This is a genomic window from Paludisphaera sp., assembly GCF_037189885.1.
GTDB lineage: Bacteria > Planctomycetota > Planctomycetia > Isosphaerales > Isosphaeraceae > Paludisphaera.
On sequence record NZ_JBBCIR010000036.1, the window covers coordinates 1 to 19,995 of the forward strand.

The 19,995-nt window shown below is 70.2% G+C and carries 20 protein-coding genes and 1 pseudogene; 10 read left to right on the forward strand and 11 right to left on the reverse strand.

What is annotated here, in order from left to right:
* The first annotated feature begins 406 nt into the window (after positions 1 to 406).
* From WG209_RS12095 to WG209_RS12130, 8 genes and pseudogenes are all read left to right on the forward strand, one after another.
* Positions 407 to 976: an SIS domain-containing protein gene (locus WG209_RS12095; protein ID WP_337175302.1), complete on the forward strand. Its 570-nt coding sequence runs from the start codon at positions 407 to 409 to the stop codon at positions 974 to 976.
* On the forward strand, positions 973 to 1,815 hold the full coding sequence (locus tag WG209_RS12100) for an HAD family hydrolase (RefSeq protein ID WP_337175303.1): 843 nt from the start codon (positions 973 to 975) through the stop codon (positions 1,813 to 1,815). The genes WG209_RS12095 and WG209_RS12100 overlap by 4 nt, the downstream gene beginning before the upstream one ends.
* Positions 1,812 to 2,915: a hypothetical protein gene (locus tag WG209_RS12105; protein ID WP_337175304.1), complete on the forward strand. Its 1,104-nt coding sequence runs from the start codon at positions 1,812 to 1,814 to the stop codon at positions 2,913 to 2,915. Before WG209_RS12100 ends, WG209_RS12105 begins: the two co-directional genes overlap by 4 nt.
* Positions 2,912 to 3,940: a PfkB family carbohydrate kinase gene (locus WG209_RS12110; RefSeq protein WP_337175305.1), complete on the forward strand. Its 1,029-nt coding sequence runs from the start codon at positions 2,912 to 2,914 to the stop codon at positions 3,938 to 3,940. The genes WG209_RS12105 and WG209_RS12110 overlap by 4 nt, the downstream gene beginning before the upstream one ends.
* Positions 3,937 to 4,152: pseudogene (locus WG209_RS12115) on the forward strand (peptide chain release factor-like protein); the annotation flags it as partial. The gene WG209_RS12110 and the pseudogene WG209_RS12115, both read left to right, overlap by 4 nt.
* Before the next feature lie 361 nt (positions 4,153 to 4,513).
* Entirely contained in the window at positions 4,514 to 5,452 is a 939-nt protein-coding gene (locus tag WG209_RS12120; RefSeq protein ID WP_337175306.1) for a CHAD domain-containing protein, read from the forward strand.
* Between the two features lie 196 nt (positions 5,453 to 5,648).
* Positions 5,649 to 6,530, forward strand: coding sequence for an AAA family ATPase (locus WG209_RS12125; protein WP_337175307.1), 882 nt, complete (start codon positions 5,649 to 5,651; stop codon positions 6,528 to 6,530).
* Positions 6,531 to 6,552: 22 nt separating this feature from the next.
* Entirely contained in the window at positions 6,553 to 7,539 is a 987-nt protein-coding gene (locus tag WG209_RS12130) for a hypothetical protein (protein ID WP_337175308.1), read from the forward strand.
* A gap of 25 nt (positions 7,540 to 7,564) precedes the next feature.
* Here the strand turns inward: WG209_RS12130 and infA are convergent, their stop codons facing one another.
* The 9 genes from infA to WG209_RS12175 form a co-directional block, all read right to left on the reverse strand.
* The gene (infA, locus tag WG209_RS12135) at positions 7,565 to 7,783 is read right to left on the reverse strand and encodes a translation initiation factor IF-1 (RefSeq protein WP_337175309.1); all 219 of its coding nucleotides are present in this window, start codon (positions 7,781 to 7,783) and stop codon (positions 7,565 to 7,567) included.
* Between the two features lie 231 nt (positions 7,784 to 8,014).
* Entirely contained in the window at positions 8,015 to 10,183 is a 2,169-nt protein-coding gene (locus WG209_RS12140) for a carbon starvation protein A (protein ID WP_337175310.1), read from the reverse strand.
* Between the two features lie 972 nt (positions 10,184 to 11,155).
* Complete coding sequence (locus tag WG209_RS12145; protein ID WP_337175360.1) at positions 11,156 to 11,482, reverse strand: Uma2 family endonuclease; 327 nt, start codon at positions 11,480 to 11,482, stop codon at positions 11,156 to 11,158.
* A 320-nt stretch (positions 11,483 to 11,802) separates the two neighbouring features.
* Positions 11,803 to 12,156: a translation initiation factor gene (locus WG209_RS12150; RefSeq protein ID WP_337175311.1), complete on the reverse strand. Its 354-nt coding sequence runs from the start codon at positions 12,154 to 12,156 to the stop codon at positions 11,803 to 11,805.
* 10 nt (positions 12,157 to 12,166) lie between these two features.
* A complete protein-coding gene (locus WG209_RS12155) occupies positions 12,167 to 12,670 on the reverse strand; it encodes a DinB family protein (protein ID WP_337175312.1) in 504 nt (167 codons plus the stop codon).
* Entirely contained in the window at positions 12,667 to 13,188 is a 522-nt protein-coding gene (locus WG209_RS12160; RefSeq protein ID WP_337175313.1) for a hypothetical protein, read from the reverse strand. The genes WG209_RS12155 and WG209_RS12160 overlap by 4 nt, the downstream gene beginning before the upstream one ends.
* A gap of 18 nt (positions 13,189 to 13,206) precedes the next feature.
* Positions 13,207 to 13,881, reverse strand: coding sequence for a hypothetical protein (locus WG209_RS12165; protein ID WP_337175314.1), 675 nt, complete (start codon positions 13,879 to 13,881; stop codon positions 13,207 to 13,209).
* A gap of 44 nt (positions 13,882 to 13,925) precedes the next feature.
* Positions 13,926 to 14,210 carry a 30S ribosomal protein S20 gene (gene rpsT / locus WG209_RS12170; protein ID WP_337175315.1) on the reverse strand — a complete coding sequence of 95 codons (285 nt, stop codon included), beginning with the start codon at positions 14,208 to 14,210 and terminating at the stop codon, positions 13,926 to 13,928.
* Positions 14,211 to 14,337: 127 nt separating this feature from the next.
* Positions 14,338 to 15,723, reverse strand: a complete 1,386-nt coding sequence (locus WG209_RS12175) for a tetratricopeptide repeat protein (protein ID WP_337175316.1) — start codon at positions 15,721 to 15,723, stop codon at positions 14,338 to 14,340.
* A 139-nt stretch (positions 15,724 to 15,862) separates the two neighbouring features.
* Here WG209_RS12175 and WG209_RS12180 point away from each other — a divergent pair, with 139 nt between their 5' ends.
* The gene (locus WG209_RS12180; RefSeq protein ID WP_337175317.1) at positions 15,863 to 16,747 is read left to right on the forward strand and encodes an SMP-30/gluconolactonase/LRE family protein; all 885 of its coding nucleotides are present in this window, start codon (positions 15,863 to 15,865) and stop codon (positions 16,745 to 16,747) included.
* Between the two features lie 56 nt (positions 16,748 to 16,803).
* Here WG209_RS12180 and WG209_RS12185 read toward each other — a convergent pair whose 3' ends face one another.
* Positions 16,804 to 18,384: an amino acid permease gene (locus WG209_RS12185; protein ID WP_337175318.1), complete on the reverse strand. Its 1,581-nt coding sequence runs from the start codon at positions 18,382 to 18,384 to the stop codon at positions 16,804 to 16,806.
* Between the two features lie 172 nt (positions 18,385 to 18,556).
* Positions 18,557 to 19,174 (reverse strand): DUF1080 domain-containing protein, encoded by a 618-nt coding sequence (locus WG209_RS12190; RefSeq protein ID WP_337175319.1) that lies wholly within the window; start codon positions 19,172 to 19,174, stop codon positions 18,557 to 18,559.
* 143 nt (positions 19,175 to 19,317) lie between these two features.
* Between WG209_RS12190 and WG209_RS12195 the strand changes: the two genes are divergently transcribed.
* Positions 19,318 to 19,980, forward strand: coding sequence for a nitroreductase family protein (locus WG209_RS12195; RefSeq protein WP_337175320.1), 663 nt, complete (start codon positions 19,318 to 19,320; stop codon positions 19,978 to 19,980).
* Positions 19,981 to 19,995 lie beyond the last annotated feature (15 nt).

Below are 19,995 nucleotides of genomic sequence, written 5' to 3' on the forward strand. Positions count from 1 at the left end.
ACCCAGCTTGGGGGAGGCGCCGCGTATCCAAGCTGGGTCACGACCCAGCCCACGGGGACCTCCACCCCGCGGCCTTCGGTCGGCCTACCGCGGAGTGGGCGTCTCGCCCAGGCGGCAACGGGAACGAGGCGCCGTGCGTACCGCTCGGGGCGGACTCCGATCTCCAAAGGTTCGCTGCCCTTTCGATCCGACCGAATTGTCAAGGAGCCGAGGGTATCCCCCCATCATGCGACGATCGCCGGGGGACGTCGGCCGATTTCATGTTTCCGGGAAAAATCCCCGATCCCGGCGGAGCGCGGTCGCCGGGCCGCGGTGTGGGGGGTCGCGGCGGGGCGTGGCCGGGGCTATCATCTTGATGGTCCGTGCCGAAGCGGATCGGAAGAAGGAACAGGAACGAGGCCCCACGATGAAGTCCTGGCTGTCGCGTTACGTCGAGGCCCAGCACCGGGCGCTGGATTCGATCCCGCTGGAGGCCGTCGAGCGCGCGATCGCGACGGTGAGGAAGGCGTGGGAGGAAGACCGCCAGATCTTCGCGATCGGCAACGGCGGCAACGCGGCGAACGCGGCGCACTTCGCGACGGACCTGGGGAAGGGGTCCAGCGACGCCCTCGGCAAGCGGTTCCGGGTCATGACGCTGGCCGACAACGTCGCCTGGCTGACGGCGATCGGTAACGACTACTCGTTCGACGACGTGTTCCTGCGGCCGCTGCAGAACTACGCCCGGCCGGGGGACGTCCTCATCGCCAGCAGCGTCAGCGGCAACTCGCCGAACCTGGTCCGGGCGATGGAGTGGGCCCGCGACAACGACCTGCGCACCATCGCGTTCGTCGGGGAGAAGCGCGGGGGCGTCGCGGCGCTGGCGGAGCAGCCGATCGTCGTCGCCGACGCCCACTACGGCCGCGTCGAGGACGTTCAGATGACGCTGTTCCACATGATCTGCTACGCCTTCATGGAAAAGACCGAGGAGCCGGCGTGACCACCCCCCAGACCCCCGGCTTCCAGGGCGAGGTCGTCCTGCTGCCATCGTTCGCCCCCCGCCCGGGCGTCAGCCGCGTGCTGTTCGACTTCGACGGCACGCTCTCGCTGGTCCGCCAGGGCTGGCCCGAGGTGATGGTCCCGATGTTTGTGGAGATGCTCCCCGCGCTGCCGGGCGAGTCCGACGAGGACCGCGCGAAGCTGGCGTTCGAGGACATCATGCGGCTCAACGGCAAGCAGACCATCTACCAGATGATCCAACTGGCCGACCGCATCCGCGAGCGCGGCGGCCACCCCCACGAACCCCTCTGGTACAAGCACGAGTACCTCCGTCGGCTGGACGACCGGATCAGTCACCGGCTCGAAGGCCTGCGCGATGGCTCCATCAAGCCCGACGACCTGCTCGTCCACGGCTCCCGCGATCTGCTGGAAGACCTGACCAGGCGCGGGCTGACTCTCTACCTCGCCAGCGGCACCGACGAGCCGTTCGTGCGACGCGAGGCCGAGATGCTGGACGTCGCCCGCTATTTCGGCCCCCACGTCTACGGGGCGCAGGACGACTACAAGTCGTTCTCCAAGAAGATGGTGATCGAGCGCATCCTCCGCGAGAACGACATCCACGGCGAGGAGCTGCTGGCGTTCGGCGACGGCTACGTCGAGATCCAGAACACCAAGGAGGCCGGCGGCCTGGCCGTGGCCGTGGCCAGCGACGAGGCCGCCAACGGCTCGGGCCGGATGGACCCCTGGAAGCTCGACCGGCTGACGGGCGTCGGCGCCGACGTCGTCATCCCGGACTACCGCGACGAGGCGCCCCTCCTGGAGCTGATCCTGGGATCATGAACGCCCGACCGCTCGACCTCACCCGGCTGAAGGTCTGGCCGCTGGAAGACCGGCGCAGCCTGACGACCGTCGAAGGCCTCCTGCTCGACCCCGACGCCCCGCCGAGGCCCGTCCCGGACGCCGTCGCCGCGCGGGTCGTCGAGTGCGCCGCGAGGATCCGGCGCGCCCGCGAGCGGGGGGCGGGCGTGATGCTGATCTACGGGGCGCACCTGCTGCGCAACGGCACGGCCGGCATCCTGGGCCGGATGATGCGCGACGGCTGGATCACCCACCTGGCGACGAACGGTGCCGGGACGATCCACGACTGGGAGTACGCCTGGCTCGGTCGCTCCACCGAGAGCGTCCGCGAGAACGTCCCCCTGGGCGCGTTCGGCTCGTGGGACGAGACCGGCCGGAACATCCACCTGGCGCTGATCGCCGCCGGCCTCCGCGGCGAGGGCTACGGCGTCGGCCTGGGCCGGATGATCGCCGAGGACGGCGTCGACCTCCCGACGGCCGACGAGCTTGAGCGGTCGCTCCGCGACGAGCCTCGCCACCCCCTGGCCCCCGCCCGGGCCGACGCCCTTCGCGCCATCCTGGCCCACCACCTACCAACGGGTCGCATCGAGGTCGAACACCGCTGGAAGCACGCGTCGATCCTGGCGCAAGCGTTCCAGCATGGGGTGCCGATGTCCGTCCATCCCGGGATCGGCTACGACATCATCGCCAACCATCCCATCTTCAATGGCGCGGTGATCGGCCGCGCGGCGGAGCACGATTTCCGGCTGTTCGGCGGCGCGGTGGAGACGCTGGACGACGGCGTCGTGCTGTCGGTCGGGTCGGCGATCATGGGCCCGCAGGTGTTCGAAAAGAGCCTGAGCTGCGCCAACAACCTGCGGCTCCAGGAGGGCCGGCCGATCGTCTCCGGGCACGCGATCTACGTCGTCGACATCCAGGACGGCGGCGGCTGGGACTGGTCGACGGGCGAGCCGCCGAAGACCAACCCGGCCTATTACCTGCGGTTCTGCAAGAGCTACGCCCGGATGGGGGGCGAGATGCACTACCTCCAGTGCGACAACGCCGCGTTCATCCACAACCTCCATCGCCTGGTGGCCGCATGACGCCGGAACGCTTCGCCGAGATCGTCGCCCGCTACAAGGGACTTCGGGTCGCGGTCGTCGGCGATTTCTGCCTGGACCGCTACCTGGAGATCGACCCCGACCGGGCCGAGACCTCCATCGAGACGGGGCTGCCGGTCTACAACGTCGTCAACGTCCGCGCCCAGCCGGGGGGGGCGGGGACGGTGCTGAACAACCTCGTGGCGCTGGGGGTGGGGGTTGTCGAGGTCGTCGGCTTCCGCGGGGACGACGGCGAGGGCTACGAACTCGAACGCGGCCTGAACGCGCTCTCCGGCGTCTCCACCGAGCACTTCCACACGGCGGCAGACCGCCGCACGTTCACCTACTGCAAGCCGCTGGTCGTCCGACCGGGCGCGGTCCCCGTGGAGCTGAACCGGCTGGACTCCAAGAACTGGACCCCCACGCCGAAGCCGCTCGAGGCGCGGCTCATCGAGAGCCTGCGGGCGGTCGCCGCGCGATGCGACGCCGTCATCGTGCTGGAGCAGGTCGACGCGGCCGAGACGGGCGTCGTGACGCGCGGGCTGCTGGACGCGATCGGACGGATCGTCGCCGAGCGGCTTGGCGTCCTGTTCCTGGCCGACTCGCGCCGGGGGCTGAAGGGCTGGCCGGCGGTCGGGCTGAAGATGAACGCGGTCGAGCTGGGCGCCATGCTCGATCGACCGCCGGCGGGGTCGGTCGACGACGCGCTCCGGGCCGCCGCGGAGTTGGCGGAGGGGTCGGGCCGCCCTGTCTTCGTCACGATGGCGGAGCGGGGGATCGTCGCGGCGGATCCCACGGGGGAGACCGTCCACGTCGGCGCGCTGCCGTTGCGGGGGCCGATCGACGTGGTCGGCGCCGGCGACTCGGTCATGGCGAACCTGGCCGCGGCGCTGGCGGCCGGGGCGTCCTTGCGCGAGGCGGTCGAGCTGGCCGCCGTGGCGTCGTCGGTCGTCGTCCATCAGGTCGGCACGACGGGCGTGGCGACCACGGAGGATCTCGCCGGGCTGCTCGATCGGATCCCGTCATGACCCACCCCGCCGCCATCGACCCGGATCGGCTGGCCGCCGAGTGCGAGTTCAAGGCGATCCGTCGCTCGGGCCCCGGCGGCCAGAATCGCAACAAGGTCGAGACGGCGGTGATCCTGACGCATCGCCCCACCGGCACCGTCGCCGAGGCCGCGGAGCGCAGGTCGCAGGGGGAGAACCGCCGCGAGGCCCTGTTCCGTCTCCGCCTCAAGTTGGCCGTCGAAGTCCGCTCGCCGCCCGGCGAGGCCCCCAGCCCGCTCTGGAAGTCCCGCCTGCGCGGCGGACGGATCGTCGTGAGCCCGGATCACGACGATTTCCCCGCGGTGCTGGCCGAGGCGCTGGACGCCCTCGCGGCGCGCGACGACGATGTCAAGGAGGCCGCGGCGGCCCTGGGGTGCTCGGCGTCCCAACTCGTCAAGCTGCTGGGGGCCGAGCCTCGGGCGCTCGTGGAGTTGAACGCCCGCCGCGCGGCGAAGGGCCTGCATCCGCTGCGATGAGGCCGGCTTGCCGGCCCACCCCCGGGCGAGTATGTTGGAGGCCGCCCCCGGCCGAACAACTCCAACCCGTTGAGGTTTCATGGCTTCCGTACCCAACCGTGGTCATTCCCGGAAACCCGTCCGCGGCGCGGGGCCCGACGACCCGGCGTCCAAGGCGATCGTCGCGGCTCTGGCGACCGCCGTGGAGCGGCTTCGCGCGGCGGACTCCCTCGCGCGGGCCGGCGCGCCGGAGGGGGTGCACCGGCTGCGGACCGCGTCGCGCCGGCTCCGCAGCGAGTTGCAGTCATTCGGCAAGCTGATCGACCCGACCTGGAGCGCCCGCGTGATCGCGGAGCTGCGGTGGCTGGGGGCGGCGCTCGGCGAGACGAGGGACCTGGACGTCCTCCGCGATCGGTTCGAACGCGGTGAGTCCGAGGAGGACCGCGAGGCGCTCTCGCCGCTGTTCGACTGGCTCGCGGCGCGCCGGGCCAAGGCCGGCGAAGTCATGGAACAGACCCTCACGGGCAAGCGGTTCCGCGACCTGGTGGCCCATCTGGAGCGGTCGGCCGCCGCCCCGCCCACCAAGCGGAAGGCGGACAAGAAATGCCGGAAGGTCTTGCCGCCGCTGGTGGCCGCGGCCTGGAAGCGTCTGCGTCGCGACGCCGAGGGCCTGGCGTCCGACAGCCCCGACCCCGCTTTCCACGAGGTCCGCAAGCGCGCCAAGCGCGCCCGCTACACGACCGAGTCGATCGCCCCGACGCTCGGCAAGAAGGCCGAGAAACGTGGCGAGCGGCTGGTCGAATTCGCCAGGAGCGTGCAGGATCTCCTCGGCGCCCACCAGGACGCGGTGGTCGCCGCCGACGAGGTCGCGGCGCTGCTGGCCCAGGGGGGCCATGACGACTCCTTCCGCCGCGCCGCCGCCGCCCTCCTGGCCCGTCTCCGCCGCGACGCCGACGAGTATCGCGACACCTTCCTCGATCAGTATCTCCGCAAGCTCGGCAAGCGGAAGAACCGCGGGGAGCTGCTGGACGGCAAGTGACGAGCGGCGAGGCAGCCCTCGATTTATCCGCGTCGGCCGGCGGGGAGGGGAACCCCACGAGCAAGTTCCGCCGCGCCGGGGGTTGGCCGTACGGAACGTGAAGGGGGCCGCCCGTTGACGCGATTCCCCTTAGCGCCCCGGCGGGTCCGGGATAGACTCCCGCCAGAGGATCGGCCGGGTCGGGATGGCCCGGGGGATGACCATGGAGGGAGTGACGATGCGGCGGATCGCGGTGCTCAACCAAAAGGGCGGGGTCGGCAAGACGACGTCGACGGTGAATCTCGCCGCCGCGCTGGCCCAGGAAGGGCACAAGGTCCTGGTCATCGACCTGGATCCCCAGGCCCACGCCACCCTCCACCTCGGCTTGCTCCCCGGCCGTTCCGGTCCCTCGCTGTACGAGATCCTGACGCAGGGGCTCAGCGTCGCCGAGGTGCGCCGGACCGTGGCGCCGAACCTGTCGATCGTCGGCAGCCACATCGACCTGGCCGGCGCCGAGCTGGAGCTGCTGGGGACGGTCGGCCGCGAGGTCATCCTCCGCGACCAGTTGGCGGCCGACGAGGAGCAGTACGACTTCGTCCTGATGGACTGCCCGCCGTCGCTGAGCGTGCTGACGCTCAACGCGCTGTGCGCGGCCAACGAGGTCATGATCCCGCTGCAGGCCCACTTCCTGGCCCTGCACGGGCTCTCGAAGCTGCTGGAGACGGTCAACCTCGTCTCCAAGCGGGTCAACCGCGACCTGAAGGTCGGCGGGGTGGTGCTTTGCCTGTATGACGCCGGCACCCGCCACGGCGGCGAGGTCGTGGAGGACTTGCAGGAGTTCTTCTCGGCCAAGAAGAAGGGGACGTCCCCCTGGGCGGACGCCAAGCTCTACAAGACGCGCATCCGTCGCAACATCCGGCTGGCGGAGTGCCCGAGCTTCGGCCAGTCGATCTTCCAGTACGCGCCGACGAGCCGCGGGGCCGAGGACTACGCCTCGCTCGCCTCGGAAGTCCTCGGCCGCGCCCCGGCCTCGCTCTGGGACGACGAGGATGTTGACGCCGAAGGCACCCCCCCCGCGGCGGGCGCCGACGCCGCCTGACCGCGATCGGAGGGCCGCCGCCATGCGCTGGGTGGGGATCGACGAGGCGGGTTATGGGCCCAACCTCGGCCCCCTGGTCATGGCCGCGGTCGTCGCCGAATCGGCCGAGCCCGGCCGGCGCGACCTCGACCCGCCCCGGAGCCTGTGGGACGACCTCGCCGCCTCGGTCTGTCGCGCCGCGGGGAGGGCGGGCGAGCGTTTCGCGGTGGACGACTCGAAGGCCGTCCTGAAGGGAGGCAAGGGAAGGGGGGCGCTACTGGGCTCGTGCCTCGCGCTCCTCGACGCCGTGGGCCGCCCGCTGCCGGAGTCTCCCGCCGGCCTCGTCGCCTCGCTCCCGGCTCGCGACCCGGACCACGCCGAGCTGTCGCGCTGGCTCGACGCCGACCATGACCCCCCCGGCTGGCCGTCTCCGGGCTGGATCGAGGACCTCCGGCCGCGCCTCGCTCGCCGGCCGTTCGCGCCGGCGTCGGGGGCGTGGCGGGTCGTGGAAGTCCATGTGGAGGTCGTCGGACCCGAGCGTTTCAACGCGGGGCTGGCGCGACATCCCACCAAGGCCGGCGTCCACTTCGAGGCGTTCGCCCACCTCCTGAGCGCCGTGTGGGATCGGGCCCGCGACGGTCGGCCGACGCTCGTCCGGGGGGACAAGCACGGCGGCCGGCACTTCTACCTGGGGCCGCTCTCCGAGGCGTTCCCGGAGTCGTGGATCGACCGGGGCCCGGAAGGGCCGGCGCTCAGCGAGTACGTCCTGCGCGAGCCTGGCCGCGAGCTGACGCTGCGGCTGACCCCGCGAGCGGACGCCGATGACGCGCTGGTGGCGTTGGCGTCGATCGCGGCGAAGTCGGCCCGGGAATGCTGGATGGACGTGTTCAACGCCTTCTGGGCCCGGCGGGTGCCGGGCCTCAAGCCGTCGGCGGGCTATCCGGTCGATGCGTCGCGGTTCCGCCGCGACGTCGAGGCGACGGCGGCGAACCTGGGGATCGACCCGCGCCTCTGGTGGCGGGAGCGTTGAGCGGGGCGGCCGGCGTGGGGCCGCGTCAACGCTCGCGGTAGACGATCCGGCCCTTCTCGATGTCGTAAGGGGAGATTTCGACCGTCACCCGGTCGCCGGGGACGATCCGGATGAAATTCTTCCGCATTTTCCCGGCGATATGAGCCAGGACCTTGTGCCCCTGCTCCAGCTCGACCATGAACTGGGTGTTGGGCAGCGCCTCGATGATGCGCCCTTCCAGGCGGATCGCTTCTTCTTTCGCCACGGGGATCTCCTGCGTCGGCCCACGCCGGCCATGCGAGGCGCGGGTCGGGATGGCCTGCTTGTCGAGTCGCGACGGGGGGGAGGACGACTCGCGGGGATGGCCGGCTCGGGGTCGCCTCGTCCCGCGAAGTGGGCGCGGGACGTCGCGTTGAGCATTGTAGTCGACGGAGGGCTTGACGGATAGGGGATCTCTCGCGCAAGCCCGCGAACTTCCCGAATCGGCCCGATCCGGTCACGCCCCGGACGGCTCCGCGCCGGCTTCCCCCTCCAGCGCCGCGGGGCGGGGGGCGATCCAGCGGGCGACGGAGGTGGCCAGGATCACGGCGACGCAGCCGATCATCAGCGCGGTCAGGCCGATGTTGAGCCAGCCTCGGGCCACGTCGCCGGCGCGGATCATGCCCATGAACTTGCCGGAGATCTCGTAATACGCGGCGGTCGCGGTGGTGGTCACGACGAACGCCATCGGCAGGATGGTCGTCCAGGCGTACCGGCCGCGACCGGAGTTGTACAGGGCGGTCGTCACCACGGCCAGCGCGATCACCGCCAGGAGCTGGTTCGCCAGGCCGAACATCGGCCAGATGGTCTCCACCGAGCCGGTCGCGATGAAGTAGCCCCAGCCCAGGACCACCAGGCCGGTCGCCAGCATCGAGGCGGGGGCCCAGTCCAGGTCTCCCAGCGGCTTCCACGCCCGGCCCAGCATCTCCTGCACGAGGAAGCGGGCGATCCGCGTCCCGGCGTCGATCGTGGTCAGGATGAACAGCGCCTCGAACATGATGGCGAAGTGGTACCAGAAGCCCTTCAGGGCCCCCAGGCCGGGGAGGGCCTCGGTGAAGATCCGGGCCATCCCCACGGCCAGCGTCACCGCGCCGCCGGTCCGGCCGTGGAGCGATTCCTGAACGTCGCGCTCCATCGCCGCCAGCTCGCTCGTCGGGGCCGTGCCCGGGGCCAGGTCGTGCGCGTGGCCGCCGTGCATGTCGAACTCCGCCGCCTTCAGGAACTGGGCGAAATCGGGATTCTGGGCCAGGAAGTCGGGGCGCTTGCCGAGGTCGATGTTGATGTCGTAGTACATCGCGGTGGGGAGGGCCGCCGCGGCGATCAGGGCGACGACGCCGACGAGCCCTTCCATAAGCATCGAGCCGTAGCCGATGAGGCGGACGTCGGACTCGCGCCTGATCATCTTGGGGGTGGTGCCGGAGGCGACCAGGGAGTGGAAGCCGGAGATGGCCCCGCACATGATGCAGATGAAGACGTAGGGGAAGATGGGCCCGTTGAACGACGGCCCGCCCCCGTTGGCGAAGAACGGGTTGACCGCCGGCGCCTCCAGCTTGGGGTTGGCGATGATCACGCCGGCCACCAGCAGGAAGATGGTCCCGATCTTGAGGAAGCTGGAGAGGTAGTCGCGGGGCAGGAGGAGCAGCCAGACCGGCAGCACCGCCGCGATGAACCCATAAGCCGCGAGCGCCGCGACGGTCCAGCCCCGCGAGAGCGAGAAGTAGGGCTCCAGCGGCGACCCCGGCACCATGCCGCCGAGGCCCGTCACCGCCAGCACCATCGCCGCCCCGATGAGCGACGCCTCCACCACCTTCCCCGGCCGCAGCTTGTACATGTACCAGCCGACGAACAGGGCGATGGGGATCGTCATCGCGATCGTGAACGTCCCCCAGGAACTGCCGGGCACCAGCCGCCGGGCCTTCTCCGGGAGGAGGAAGCCCCCCTCGGGCGCGGAGGTCAGGAACTGGTCGCCGGGGACGGCGAGACGGAAGCTCTCGTGGAAGTCCATCGCATGCTCGGCGTCCGCGCCGAAACGGTACTTGGAGCCGGGGGGGACGTCGTAGACCCGGGGCCCGCCGACCGTCATCGTCGACTTGACCTCGGCGCCCTCGGGATAGGCCAGGACGGTCCCGGCCTTCATGGCGACCTCCTCGCCGCCGAGCGCCTTGACGACCACGACCCCCAGCCCGGCCAGGGCGATGATGATGATATAGAGGATGGCGATGGTCGCCGCGATCCCCGCCGGCCGGCCGATCTCCGTCCGCGCCAGGCTCGCCAGGCTTCGCCCGCCGCGCTGGGTGGAGAGGGCCAGGACCATCATGTCCTGCACGGCGCCGGCCAGGCAGACGCCCACGACGATCCAGATCAGCCCCGGGAGGTAGCCGAACTGGATCGCCAGCACCGGGCCGATCAGCGGCCCGGCCCCGGAGATGGCCGCGAAGTGGTGCCCGAACAGCACCCAGCGATTCGTGGGATCGAAGTTCTGCCCGTCCTCGAAGCGGTAGGCCGGCGTGACCCTGGTATCGTCGAGCGCCGCGACCTTGGCCGCGAGGAAGCGGCTGTAGAACCTCAAGGCGATCGTCAGGACCGCCAGGACGCCGACCATCACCGGCATCGCGTGCATCGTCATGGAACCCGGACCCCTCGGCGTCTTTCGGCGGACCCCCGACGGCTCGTCCCGTCGAGCCGTGCCGATGATACCAGAGCGGACATCCGATGCGCAGATGCCCGCCCGTCCTGACGATTTCCGCCGCGCCTCCCCATCACGCGACGCCCCGGGCCTGGCTTCGTTCGTCACCGCGCGATTTCCACCGTTTGACGCTAAGTGATTAATCCTTATGAAGTTGTGGTAGACGCGGGTTGGCTTCGTTCGTCGTTGTCGAACGAGTTTCTCGCCGACCGCCCCGCCTCTCGGGCGGCCCTCCCTCCGGACCAGGGAAGGTATCGCGGAGGCTCGGATACCGCTCGGGCGCCGCCGTCGACGGTTGGGTTCGTTCGTCGTCGCGCGACCTGGATTCCAGGGACGCAAGAGAATAACAGGAAAAGACCTACCGCCAGAACATGTTGGCTTCGTTCGTCGAGTTCGAATGCCTTGTCTCGGCGGTCGTGGATTTTCGGACGGCCTCCTTTCCGGGCGTGGCAAGATGACGCGCGGGGCGGGAGTAGGGGGGAGTCGGGCAGGCGTGGCAATGGGATGCGCGACGCCGATCGACCTGCGGGTAGATCCAACGACGCTCGTGCTCCTCACCCGCCTCTCCCGACCGCTTCGCGGCCCGTCCTCCCCGGCCACGCGGGGAGACGTCGGATTAGTACCCTCATCGAACGAGATGGGGAAGGAAGCTCCATCGTCGCTCCGTCATGGTCCCCGACGGAGTACACTCATAAGGGGAGGGGGCATGCGAATTCCGTCGGACGACACGGGCTGTGGCTCTCCGGGCCACTATCTCCATGGACGTTGCCTCAATGCATGGCCGGAGCCTGGGGCTTGGTCGCCTCGAACCGAATCCAGGATGCCAAGGAGCGCAATCATCGATCTCCCGTACACTCCGCCTTGGGCGACGGGTGATTTCACGTCTTGGAGAATATTCGACGATCCGCGCCCTTACGCGAAGATCCGATCCACGGCGACGCGCCGACCGGGGACGGCGGGTTCGGCGTCGGCGTGGTCGCCAAGGGCAAATTCGACGGCGCGGGTGGGGAGGTCGCGGTGGTATTCGCGGATCCGAATCGCGACGGGGTCCACGTCCCAGACGACCATTGTGCCGGCCTCGAAATAGTCGGCGCGCTTGGCCGCCATCTGGGCCTCGGCGGCGGGGCCGTCATCGCCCTCGCTCCGGACCTCGACGGCGAACGTCGGCGCCCCGGGATGAACCGCATGGGGTTCGTCGGGATCGGCCCGATGTAATAGGATGTGTCCGGCGAGAAGGATTCCCGTCCCGACGCGAGCTCGGGGACGGCAAAGCCCATGTTATTCGTCATCGCGACGCCACGGCCCGTCTCGTCGGCGTAATCGTCCAGGCCGCGAAAGATTCGCGCGGCGACCCGGCTGGGGAGGAAGCCCGAGGGCATGAAGTGAACGATCCTCCCGGCGATCAATTCGGCCTTGCCGTCCACGGCGAGCAGATCATCGAGCGTGGCGGCGACCCGTGCGGCGGACGACATACGGCACCTCGGCGATTCGCGACGCGGGTAACGACAAGAGCAACGTTACATCGATTTTACCGCCGGGGATGCGACCAGGCATCGGCGTCATCGCTTCCGCGTCTTGTAGCCGATCTTCTGGAGCGCCCGCTCGGCGGCGTCGCGGTGGTCGCCCTGAAGCTCGATCTGGCCGTCCTTGAGGGTGCCGCCGGTGCCGCAGGAGGCCTTCAGGCGCGCGGCCAGGTCGGGCAGGTCGTTGCCTTCGGGGACTAGGCCGGAGACGATCGTGACGAGCTTCCCCTTCGGACGCTTCTCGACCGCGAGGCGGGCCGTCTGCTTCTCCGGGGGGACGCGGATGGGCTCCTCGACCTTCGGCGGGCAGTCGCACTCGGACTCCAGCTTGCCGCAGGTCTCGCAGGTGGGGGGGCGGTCCCAGGGGGTGCCGGCGAAGAGGCGGGTCACGCGACGCTCCTCAGACGATCGGGTACGAATAACGCGGCTGGATCGCCGTGCGCAAGTTGGCCCGCTTGGCGTACAGGAACTTCAGGTGGTGGTCCAGGTGCGTGACGCTCCCAACGACCAGGTCGGCCAGCGCCACCGGGCCGCGCTCCGAGTGGACGCCCCGACGCTTGAAGTCCGCGTCGTCGGCGCGGCGGAGGACGCCCTCGGTCCAGGTCCGGTTCGCCCGGAACAGGGCCAGCGCGTTTTCCAGCGAGGCGTCCCGCATGCGGAGCCGGTCATTCCACGCGGTCTCGTCGAATCCCAGGAGCGCCGGCTCGGGCTCGGCCAGGGTCCGCTTGATACGGTCGGCGATCACGCAGTCGGCGTCGGCCAGGTGGGCGACCAGTTCGATGATGCTCCACGCGCCGGGGCCGGGATGGGCGCGGAGCTGCTCGTCGGTCAGGCCGTGGACGGCGTATTCCAGCGTCGCGGGGCCGATGGCGTAGCGGTCGATGAGTTCCTTGGTCGCGCTCATGGTTTCTCGTCGTCGGGGGGGGCGTCTTCCTGGGAGTCGGCGTCCGTCCGCCGCCAGATCGAGAGGCGGGGGTCGCCGTACTCGACGAACCAAAGCTCCTCCTCCACCCCCAGCTCCATCGCGAAGCGACGCGCGACGAGGTGGTTGACCACCTCCAGCGAGGCGGCCAGGAAGTCGGTCGCCGCGTCGGCCCCGTCGGGGTTGTGGAAGATGAACCGGATGACGATCACCCGCTCGTCGATCGGCCCCTCGGCGGAGAGGTAGCGGCCGTCCATTTCGTACATGGAGTAGCCGCGGCTGGCCTGGCAGAGCGTCCGGATCCAGCGGTCCTCGTCGAACCCCTGGTCCTCGCGGAGCCTGGCGACGGACTGGCGGACGAAAGGGATGTCGCGGATCGCGGACTCGTCGAAGAGGTCTTCCAGGACCTCCTGGATCTTGCCGAAGTAGCCGATCTTCTTCGGCAGGATGACCTCGTACATCCGGGCCGGCTTGGGGCCCACGAAGCGGTAGTCGGCCATGCCGGGCCTCCGGATGGATCAGCCGTCGACCTCGATGGGCCCGCCTTCGGGCAGGGCCGACTTCAGGGGGCAGGGCTGGCAGCGCGGGCCGGAGGCCTTGCAGTAGCGCCTGCCGATGCCTTCGAAGGCGTCGGACAGGGCCGCGAGGATGCCGGCGTCGCCGTCGGCGGCGGCGATCAGGGTCTGCGCCGCCTCGTCGTAATCGGCGGTCACGTCGATCCAGCCGTGACGGATCAGGATCCGGTACGACGCCCGATCGACCGGGTAGGCCGCGACGCCGAAGGCGTGGAGCGCGATGCCGTCGGCCGTGGCGCGGCCGACGCCGTTGATCGCCGAGAGGGCGTCGTGGGGGAACGGCGGCCGCTCCTCGCCGGGCCCCGGCTCGAACTCCAGGTCGTCGCGATGGTCGCGATACCAGGAGGCGAGCCGCTGGATCAGGCGGACGAGTTTGGGGTTGGCCTCGATCCGGGCGTCGCGCAGGGCGTCGACGACCTCCTCGATCGCGGCGGTCGCGAGCGAGTCGGGGTCGAGGAGCCCGGCCTCGCCGAGGGCGGAGGCCAGGCGAGGCCCGCGGCCGGGGGCGAGGCCCCCCGACGCGAGGGCGACGAGCGCCTCGAACCGCGCCGGGCCCCGGGGGGCCTGGGCGGGGGCGAGGCGCAGGGCCTCGATCGCGTCGCGCGGTGAAGTGGCCATGACGAGCGACCTCCGCGACGTCCGATCGGGACGGGGGCGTCGGGTCAGGACGACGCCTTGGCCTTCTCGACGGCCGCCTTGAACTCGCGGGCGAGCCGGCTCTTGCGGCGGGCGGCGGTGTTCTTGTGGAGCACGCCGCGCGCGCCGGCCTTGTCGATCTTGGCGACCGCGGCGCGGAACTGCGTCTCGGCCGTCTCGAACTCCTTGGCGGCGGCCAGCTCCAGGGCCTTGCGCGAGGAAGTCTTGACGATCTTCTTGGCGATCCGGTTGTGCAGCCGCTTCTTGACGCTCTGGCGCAGCCGCTTGGCGGCCGAATTGGTCGTGGGCATGGGTGGGTCGGTCTTCCCGCGGGGGTGTCGGAAACGAGACGGGGCCCGGTCGCGCCGGCGGGGGCGCGACGGCGGGCTTACCTAGATTCGGCCGATTCAAGTCGAGACTGTACCACGACCGGCCGGGTCAATTCAAGTTACGAAGCCGCTGGGCCACGTCGCGGTAGGTGTAGTCGTTGGCGGCGACCTCGTTGTAGTGCTCCTCCGCCTGCTCCATGTTGCCCAGCGTCTCGTTGACGCGGCCGAGCTGGTAGTGCAGGGCGTTGAGGTTGGCGGTGTCGCCGGGCTCCAGGGTCTTGAGGGCCTCCTGGTAGGTGCGCTCGGCGAGCTTGGCGCGGCCGTCGGCCTCGAAGCTGAGGCCGGCCTGGAGCATGGCGTCGATCCGGAGGTTGGGGCTCCCCTTGGCGATCTGGAACTCGCCGATGGCCTCGGCGTGCTTGCCGTCGCGGGCCAGGGCCATGCCGAGCTGGTGGTGGAGGTTGTGGTCCTCCGGGCTCAGGGCGACGCGGCGGCGGTATTCCTTGATCTCGTAGTCCAGGAGCATCCGCTTGACCTGCTCCAGCTTGGACTTGCTCGCGGCATCGGTCGGGTCGTCCTCGACCCGCTTGGCGAGCGAGTCGACCGCCCGCCTCAGCCGGGTCATCTGGACCTCGGCGTACTGCTGCTGGAGGACGGCCTCCTTGGGGCTGGCCTTCAGGCCGGCGGCGAGGATCTTCTCGGCGTGCTCGAGCTGCCCGCGCTTGCGGGCGATGTCGGCCAACTCGACGTACGCCCAGACCTGCCTGGGGTCCTTCTTGATCTCGGCGTGGAGGCGCTCCTCCGGGGTCATCTTCTCGATCTTGAGCTGCTCCAGGCGCTCGGCGATCTCCTCGGCCGACTCCTTCTGGGGCTCGCCGGCCTTGCTGATGGCGCCCTCGTAGTTCGCCCGCTTCATGGTGGCGGCGGCGGCGAGGTTCTTGATCTTGCGCTCGGCGTCCTCGTCGAACTGGTTGATCCGCTTGACGGCCTCCCACGACGCGATGGCCTTCGGCCAGGACTCGCACAGCTCGTGGACGTGGGCGGCGTGGCGGTGGAACTCGGCGTCCTTCGCCCCGACCTCGCTCTGCACCGATTCCAGGCACCACTGCGCGATCGGGTAGAGTTCGAGCATCTCGAACGACTCGGCGGCCTCGCGCGCGGCGGCGACGTCCCACGGGTTGTTCGTGAAGGCCTCTTCCAGGATCTCGATCGCCTGGGCGTACCGCTCCTTGCCGCGGGCCGACCGGGCCTTCATGTGGATCGTCTTGTTGGTCATCCCCACCAGCCGGCCGACCTTCGAAGGCTCGTTGCCGAACTTGCGCCGCTGGATCCCGCGCAAGGCTTGCCGGAACTGGAGGTTGTCCAGGGCCCGCTTGCAGGCCTCCTTGTACATGTTGATCGCGTAGTCGTAATTAGACTTCAGCGCGGCGTCGTTGCCGTACTGGAAGAAGGTGCGGGCCTTCTCGATATCCTGGGCTTCCAGCTCCGGTGGCATCGGGCGTGCTCCTCACCAAGCCGGGATTCGCGGCGGCGGTGACTTGAAGACGGACGGTTCCCCCTTATCCTATCGGATCGCCGCGGCCCCCACCACTGCCTGGAACCGGCGGATCCCAACGGGACGAAGAGGAGATAAAATGGAAATCCTGCGCGACGCCGGGCTCTCCGGCCTGGTCGAGGGCGACCGCGTCGAGACGCTGGCCACCGGGTTCGAGTTCACCGAGGGCCCGCTCTGGCTCCCGAACGGGTCGATCCTCTTCCAGGACATCAAGGCGGAGAAGACCTACCTGCTCCCCCCCGGCGGGCGGGCCGAGGTCTTCCGCGACCGCAACGGCGCGGCCAACGGCCAGACCTTCCTGCCCGACGGCGACATCGTCTTCTGCGAGCAGACTGGGCGGAAGGTCTCCAGGCTGGCCCTCGCGACGAAGGAGCCGGTGGACGTCGCCGTCGAGTGGGGCGGCAAGCGACTGAACAGCCCCAACGACGTCGTCGCCCGCTCCGACGGCTCGATCTACTTCACCGATCCCCCCTACGGAGTCAAGCCGGAAGACCGCGAGATCGACTTCCTGGGGGTCTATCGCTGGACCGCGACCGACGGCCCGATGCCGCTGGCGCGCGACTTCGAGAAGCCCAACGGGCTCGCGTTCTCGCCCGACGAGAAGACGCTATATGTGGCCGACACCGCTCGTTACCACACCCGGGCCTTCCCCGTCCGGCCGGACGGGACGCTCGACGTCGACGCCGGGCGGGTCTTCGCCGAGCACGACCCCGGCGTGGCCGGCGGCCCCGACGGCGTGAAGGTCGACCGCGCGGGCCGGGTGTACGTGGCCGTCGCCCTCGGCATCTGGGTCTACGAGCCCGACGGCCGCCTGCTGGGCATCCTGCCGACCCCCCAGCGCCCCTCGAACCTGAACTGGGGCGACGCCGACGCCCGCGCGCTGATCATCACGGCCGTCGACGCCGTCCACTCGATCCGATTCAAGGACCCGGGGATCGCCCCGATCTTCCAGCCGGCGAGCTGACGGCGGGCCGCCCCCCCGCGCGAGACGTGGCGGGGGGAGCGGGGCCGTCCATTCGATCACTCCCCGACGGTGGCGGCCGCGGCGGGCCTGGGGTTGCCCAGGACGCTGTGGCGCTTGCCGTAGGCGAAGTAGATCACCAGGCCGATCGACATCCAGATGATGAGCCGCTCCCAGGTCTCCCAGGGCAGGGGCAGCATCAGGCCGACGGCGGTGATGACGCCCATCGGCGCGGTGAACCAGATGGCCGGCGCCTTGAACGGGCGCTCGACGTCGGGCTGGGTGACGCGCAGGTAGAGCGTGCCGGCGCAGACGATCGCGAAGGCGAACAAGGTGCCGATGGACGTCAGCTCGCCGGCCACGCTCAGCGGCAGGAGCCCGGCGGCGATCATGACGATCGCGCCGGTGATGATCGTGGTGATGTACGGCGTGCGGAACCGCGGGTGGATCTTCGCCACGACCGGCGGCAGCAGGCCGTCCTTGGACATCGAGTAGAAGATCCGCGGCTGGCTCATCAGCATCACCAGGATGACCGAGGAGAGCCCGGCGATCGCGCCGACTTTCACGTAGAGCGACAGCCAGGGCATCTTCATCGCGTCGGTGGCGACGGCGACAGGGTCGGGGACGTGGAGCTGCTTGTAGTTCACCACGCCGGTCAGGACGATCGCCCCCAGGAAGTAGAGGATCGTGCAGATCACCAGCGAGCCGAGGATGCCGATGGGCATGTCGCGCTGGGGGTTCTTCGCCTCCTGCGCCGTGGTGGAGACGGCGTCGAAGCCGATGTAGGCGAAGAAGACAAGGCCGGCGGCGCGGAGGATGCCGCTCCAGCCGTACTTGAAGTCGTACCAGGGGCCTACCTGCTCCGGGATGTAGGAGCCGCCCCAGTTGGCCGTGTCGACCATCGGCAGGCCGAGGAGGATCAGCAGGACGAGGATGGAGACCTTGATGAAGACGATGACGTTGTTGACCCGGGCCGACTCGCGGACGCCGACGACCAGCACGGCCGTCACCAGCGCGACGATCAGCATGGCCGGGGCGTTGAACAGGGCGGAGGCCTGGGGGAAGCCGCTGTAGTCGACCCCCGCGCCCTTCAGGGCTCCCTCGACCGAGGCGAGCATGGACCAGCCGTGGCGCAGGTGCAGCTCGTGGGCGATGGCGTCGGGCACCTCGATCATCTTCGTCCCCGGCGACGCCAGGAGCTGCGCCGGCAGGTCGATCCCTAGGTCGTGCAGGAAGCTGGCGACGTAGCCCGACCAGCTGATGGCGACGGTCGTGGCGCCGACCATGTATTCCAGGATCAGGTCCCAGCCGATCAGCCAGGCGATGAACTCGCCCATGGTGGCGTACGCGTAGGTGTAGGCCGAGCCGGCGACCGGGACCGTGGATGCCATCTCCGCGTAGCAGAGCCCGGCGAAGGCGCAGACGATGCCGCCCAGGACGAACGAGAGGGAGATGGCCGGCCCGGCGTACTGGGACGAGGCCTCGCCGGTGAGGCTGAAGAAGCCGGCGCCGATGACGGCGCCGATGCCGAGCAGGATGAGGTTGGTGCCGGTGAGGGTGCGCTTCAGCCCCCCCTCCTCGCTCTCGGCCGCCTCCGCCTTGAGCGCGGCGATCGATTTACGGACCCACATATTCGCCATCAGGTAGACTCTCGCGCGTTCCGGTTGGTGCGATGGTGGCCGCGGCGCGCCGCCGTGGCGGGCCGGCGGGTGGGGAGGGGCGCGGCCGGGGGGATGCGGGGGCCGTCCGGGGGGGAGGCCCCGCCGGCCCGCGGCCGCGACGGGAGATGATACGAAAATCAGGGACGGGCCGTCACGGCAGTTCCTGGACCTCGATCTTGCGGATGCTGACCGTGCTGCCGGGGTCGTGCTGCTGGAAGGCGAAGTGGCCTTCCTGGAACGTGTTGGCGAAGTCCATGAACATGAACAGCTCCTCGCCGTTCACCCTCACGGTGATGTGGGGGGCCTTCCGCCCGCGCCATTCCTTGTCGACGCACTCGATCTCGTAGGTGAACCACTCGTCGGCCGGGACGAGCTGCTTGTAGATGTGGACGAAGCCGTAGAGCGAGCCGGTGCGGATGGGGTCGGCGTGGGTGCTGTCGATCTGCGCCTCGTAGCCGTCGGAGAAGCTGCCGGCGTTGGTCGGCGACCGGAAGTAGAGGCCGGAGTTCCCCTTGTCGTTGATCTTGGCCTCGACGCGATACTTGAAATTGCGGTACTTCTTCGGGCTATAGAGCATCGAGGCCGGGCCCGAGCCGACGATGGCGCCGTCCTTCACCTCCCACTTGCTCTGGGGGTTGCCGGCGGCGGTCCATCCGCTGAGGGTCTTGCCGTCGAAGAGGGAGACCCAGCCCGGCTCCTCGGCGCGGGCCGGCGCGGACGTGGCCATCGCGGTCGCCAGGGCGAGGGCCGCCGCGCGCGTCCAGTTCATCGCATTCATCGTCGTCATTCTCCTGAGATCGATCGCGGGGAGGAGGGGATTTCCGCGCGTGGCGCGTCCCCGTTCGCGAGTCGCCAGTCTATAACGGCGAAAAGTGGCGTGCCAGGGGGCCGCCCGCCCGAGGAGGACCGCCCGTGTACCCGTCCGCGCCCGACAAGTCGCCGCCGTCCGTCGAGGAGGCCGCGCGCCGCCGCCGCGAGCCCCGGGCCTTCGACGCCTCGCGCCCCCTGGACGCGGCGGCCCTGGAGGGCGTCCTCGCCGTCGCGACGCTGGCGCCGTCCCCCTTCGATCTCCAGCCTTGGCGCTTCCTGGTCATCCGGGACGAGGCCGACCGTCGCCGGTTGAAGGCGCGCGCGCGGAACGACCCGAGGATCGCCCAGGCGCCGGCCGTCGTGGTGGTGCTGGGATATCACCACCCCGACCGCACCCACCTCGAACCGATGCTGACGGCGCGGACGGCGGCCGGTGACTGCTCGCCGGCCCGCGCCGCCGAGATCCGCGGCCGGGCGACCTCGGCGATGCGCGGCGTCGCCGACCGCGCCTCGTGGGCGACGCGGTGGGCGATGCCGGCGGCGACGCTGCTCGTCCTGGCGGCCCAGTCGGCCGGGATGGCGTCGGTCGTGGTGGAGACGTTCGACGACGAGGCCGTCCGCCGCGAGTTCGGCATTCCCGACGACCACTCGATCGCCTGTTTGATCGCCCTCGGGCACGCCGTGGACGATGAGCCGCCCGCCGGCCGGCTCGGCCTCGACGAGGTCTGCTTCGCCGGCCACTTCGGGCGGCCGTGGGGGCCTTGATCCTGGATCGGGCCC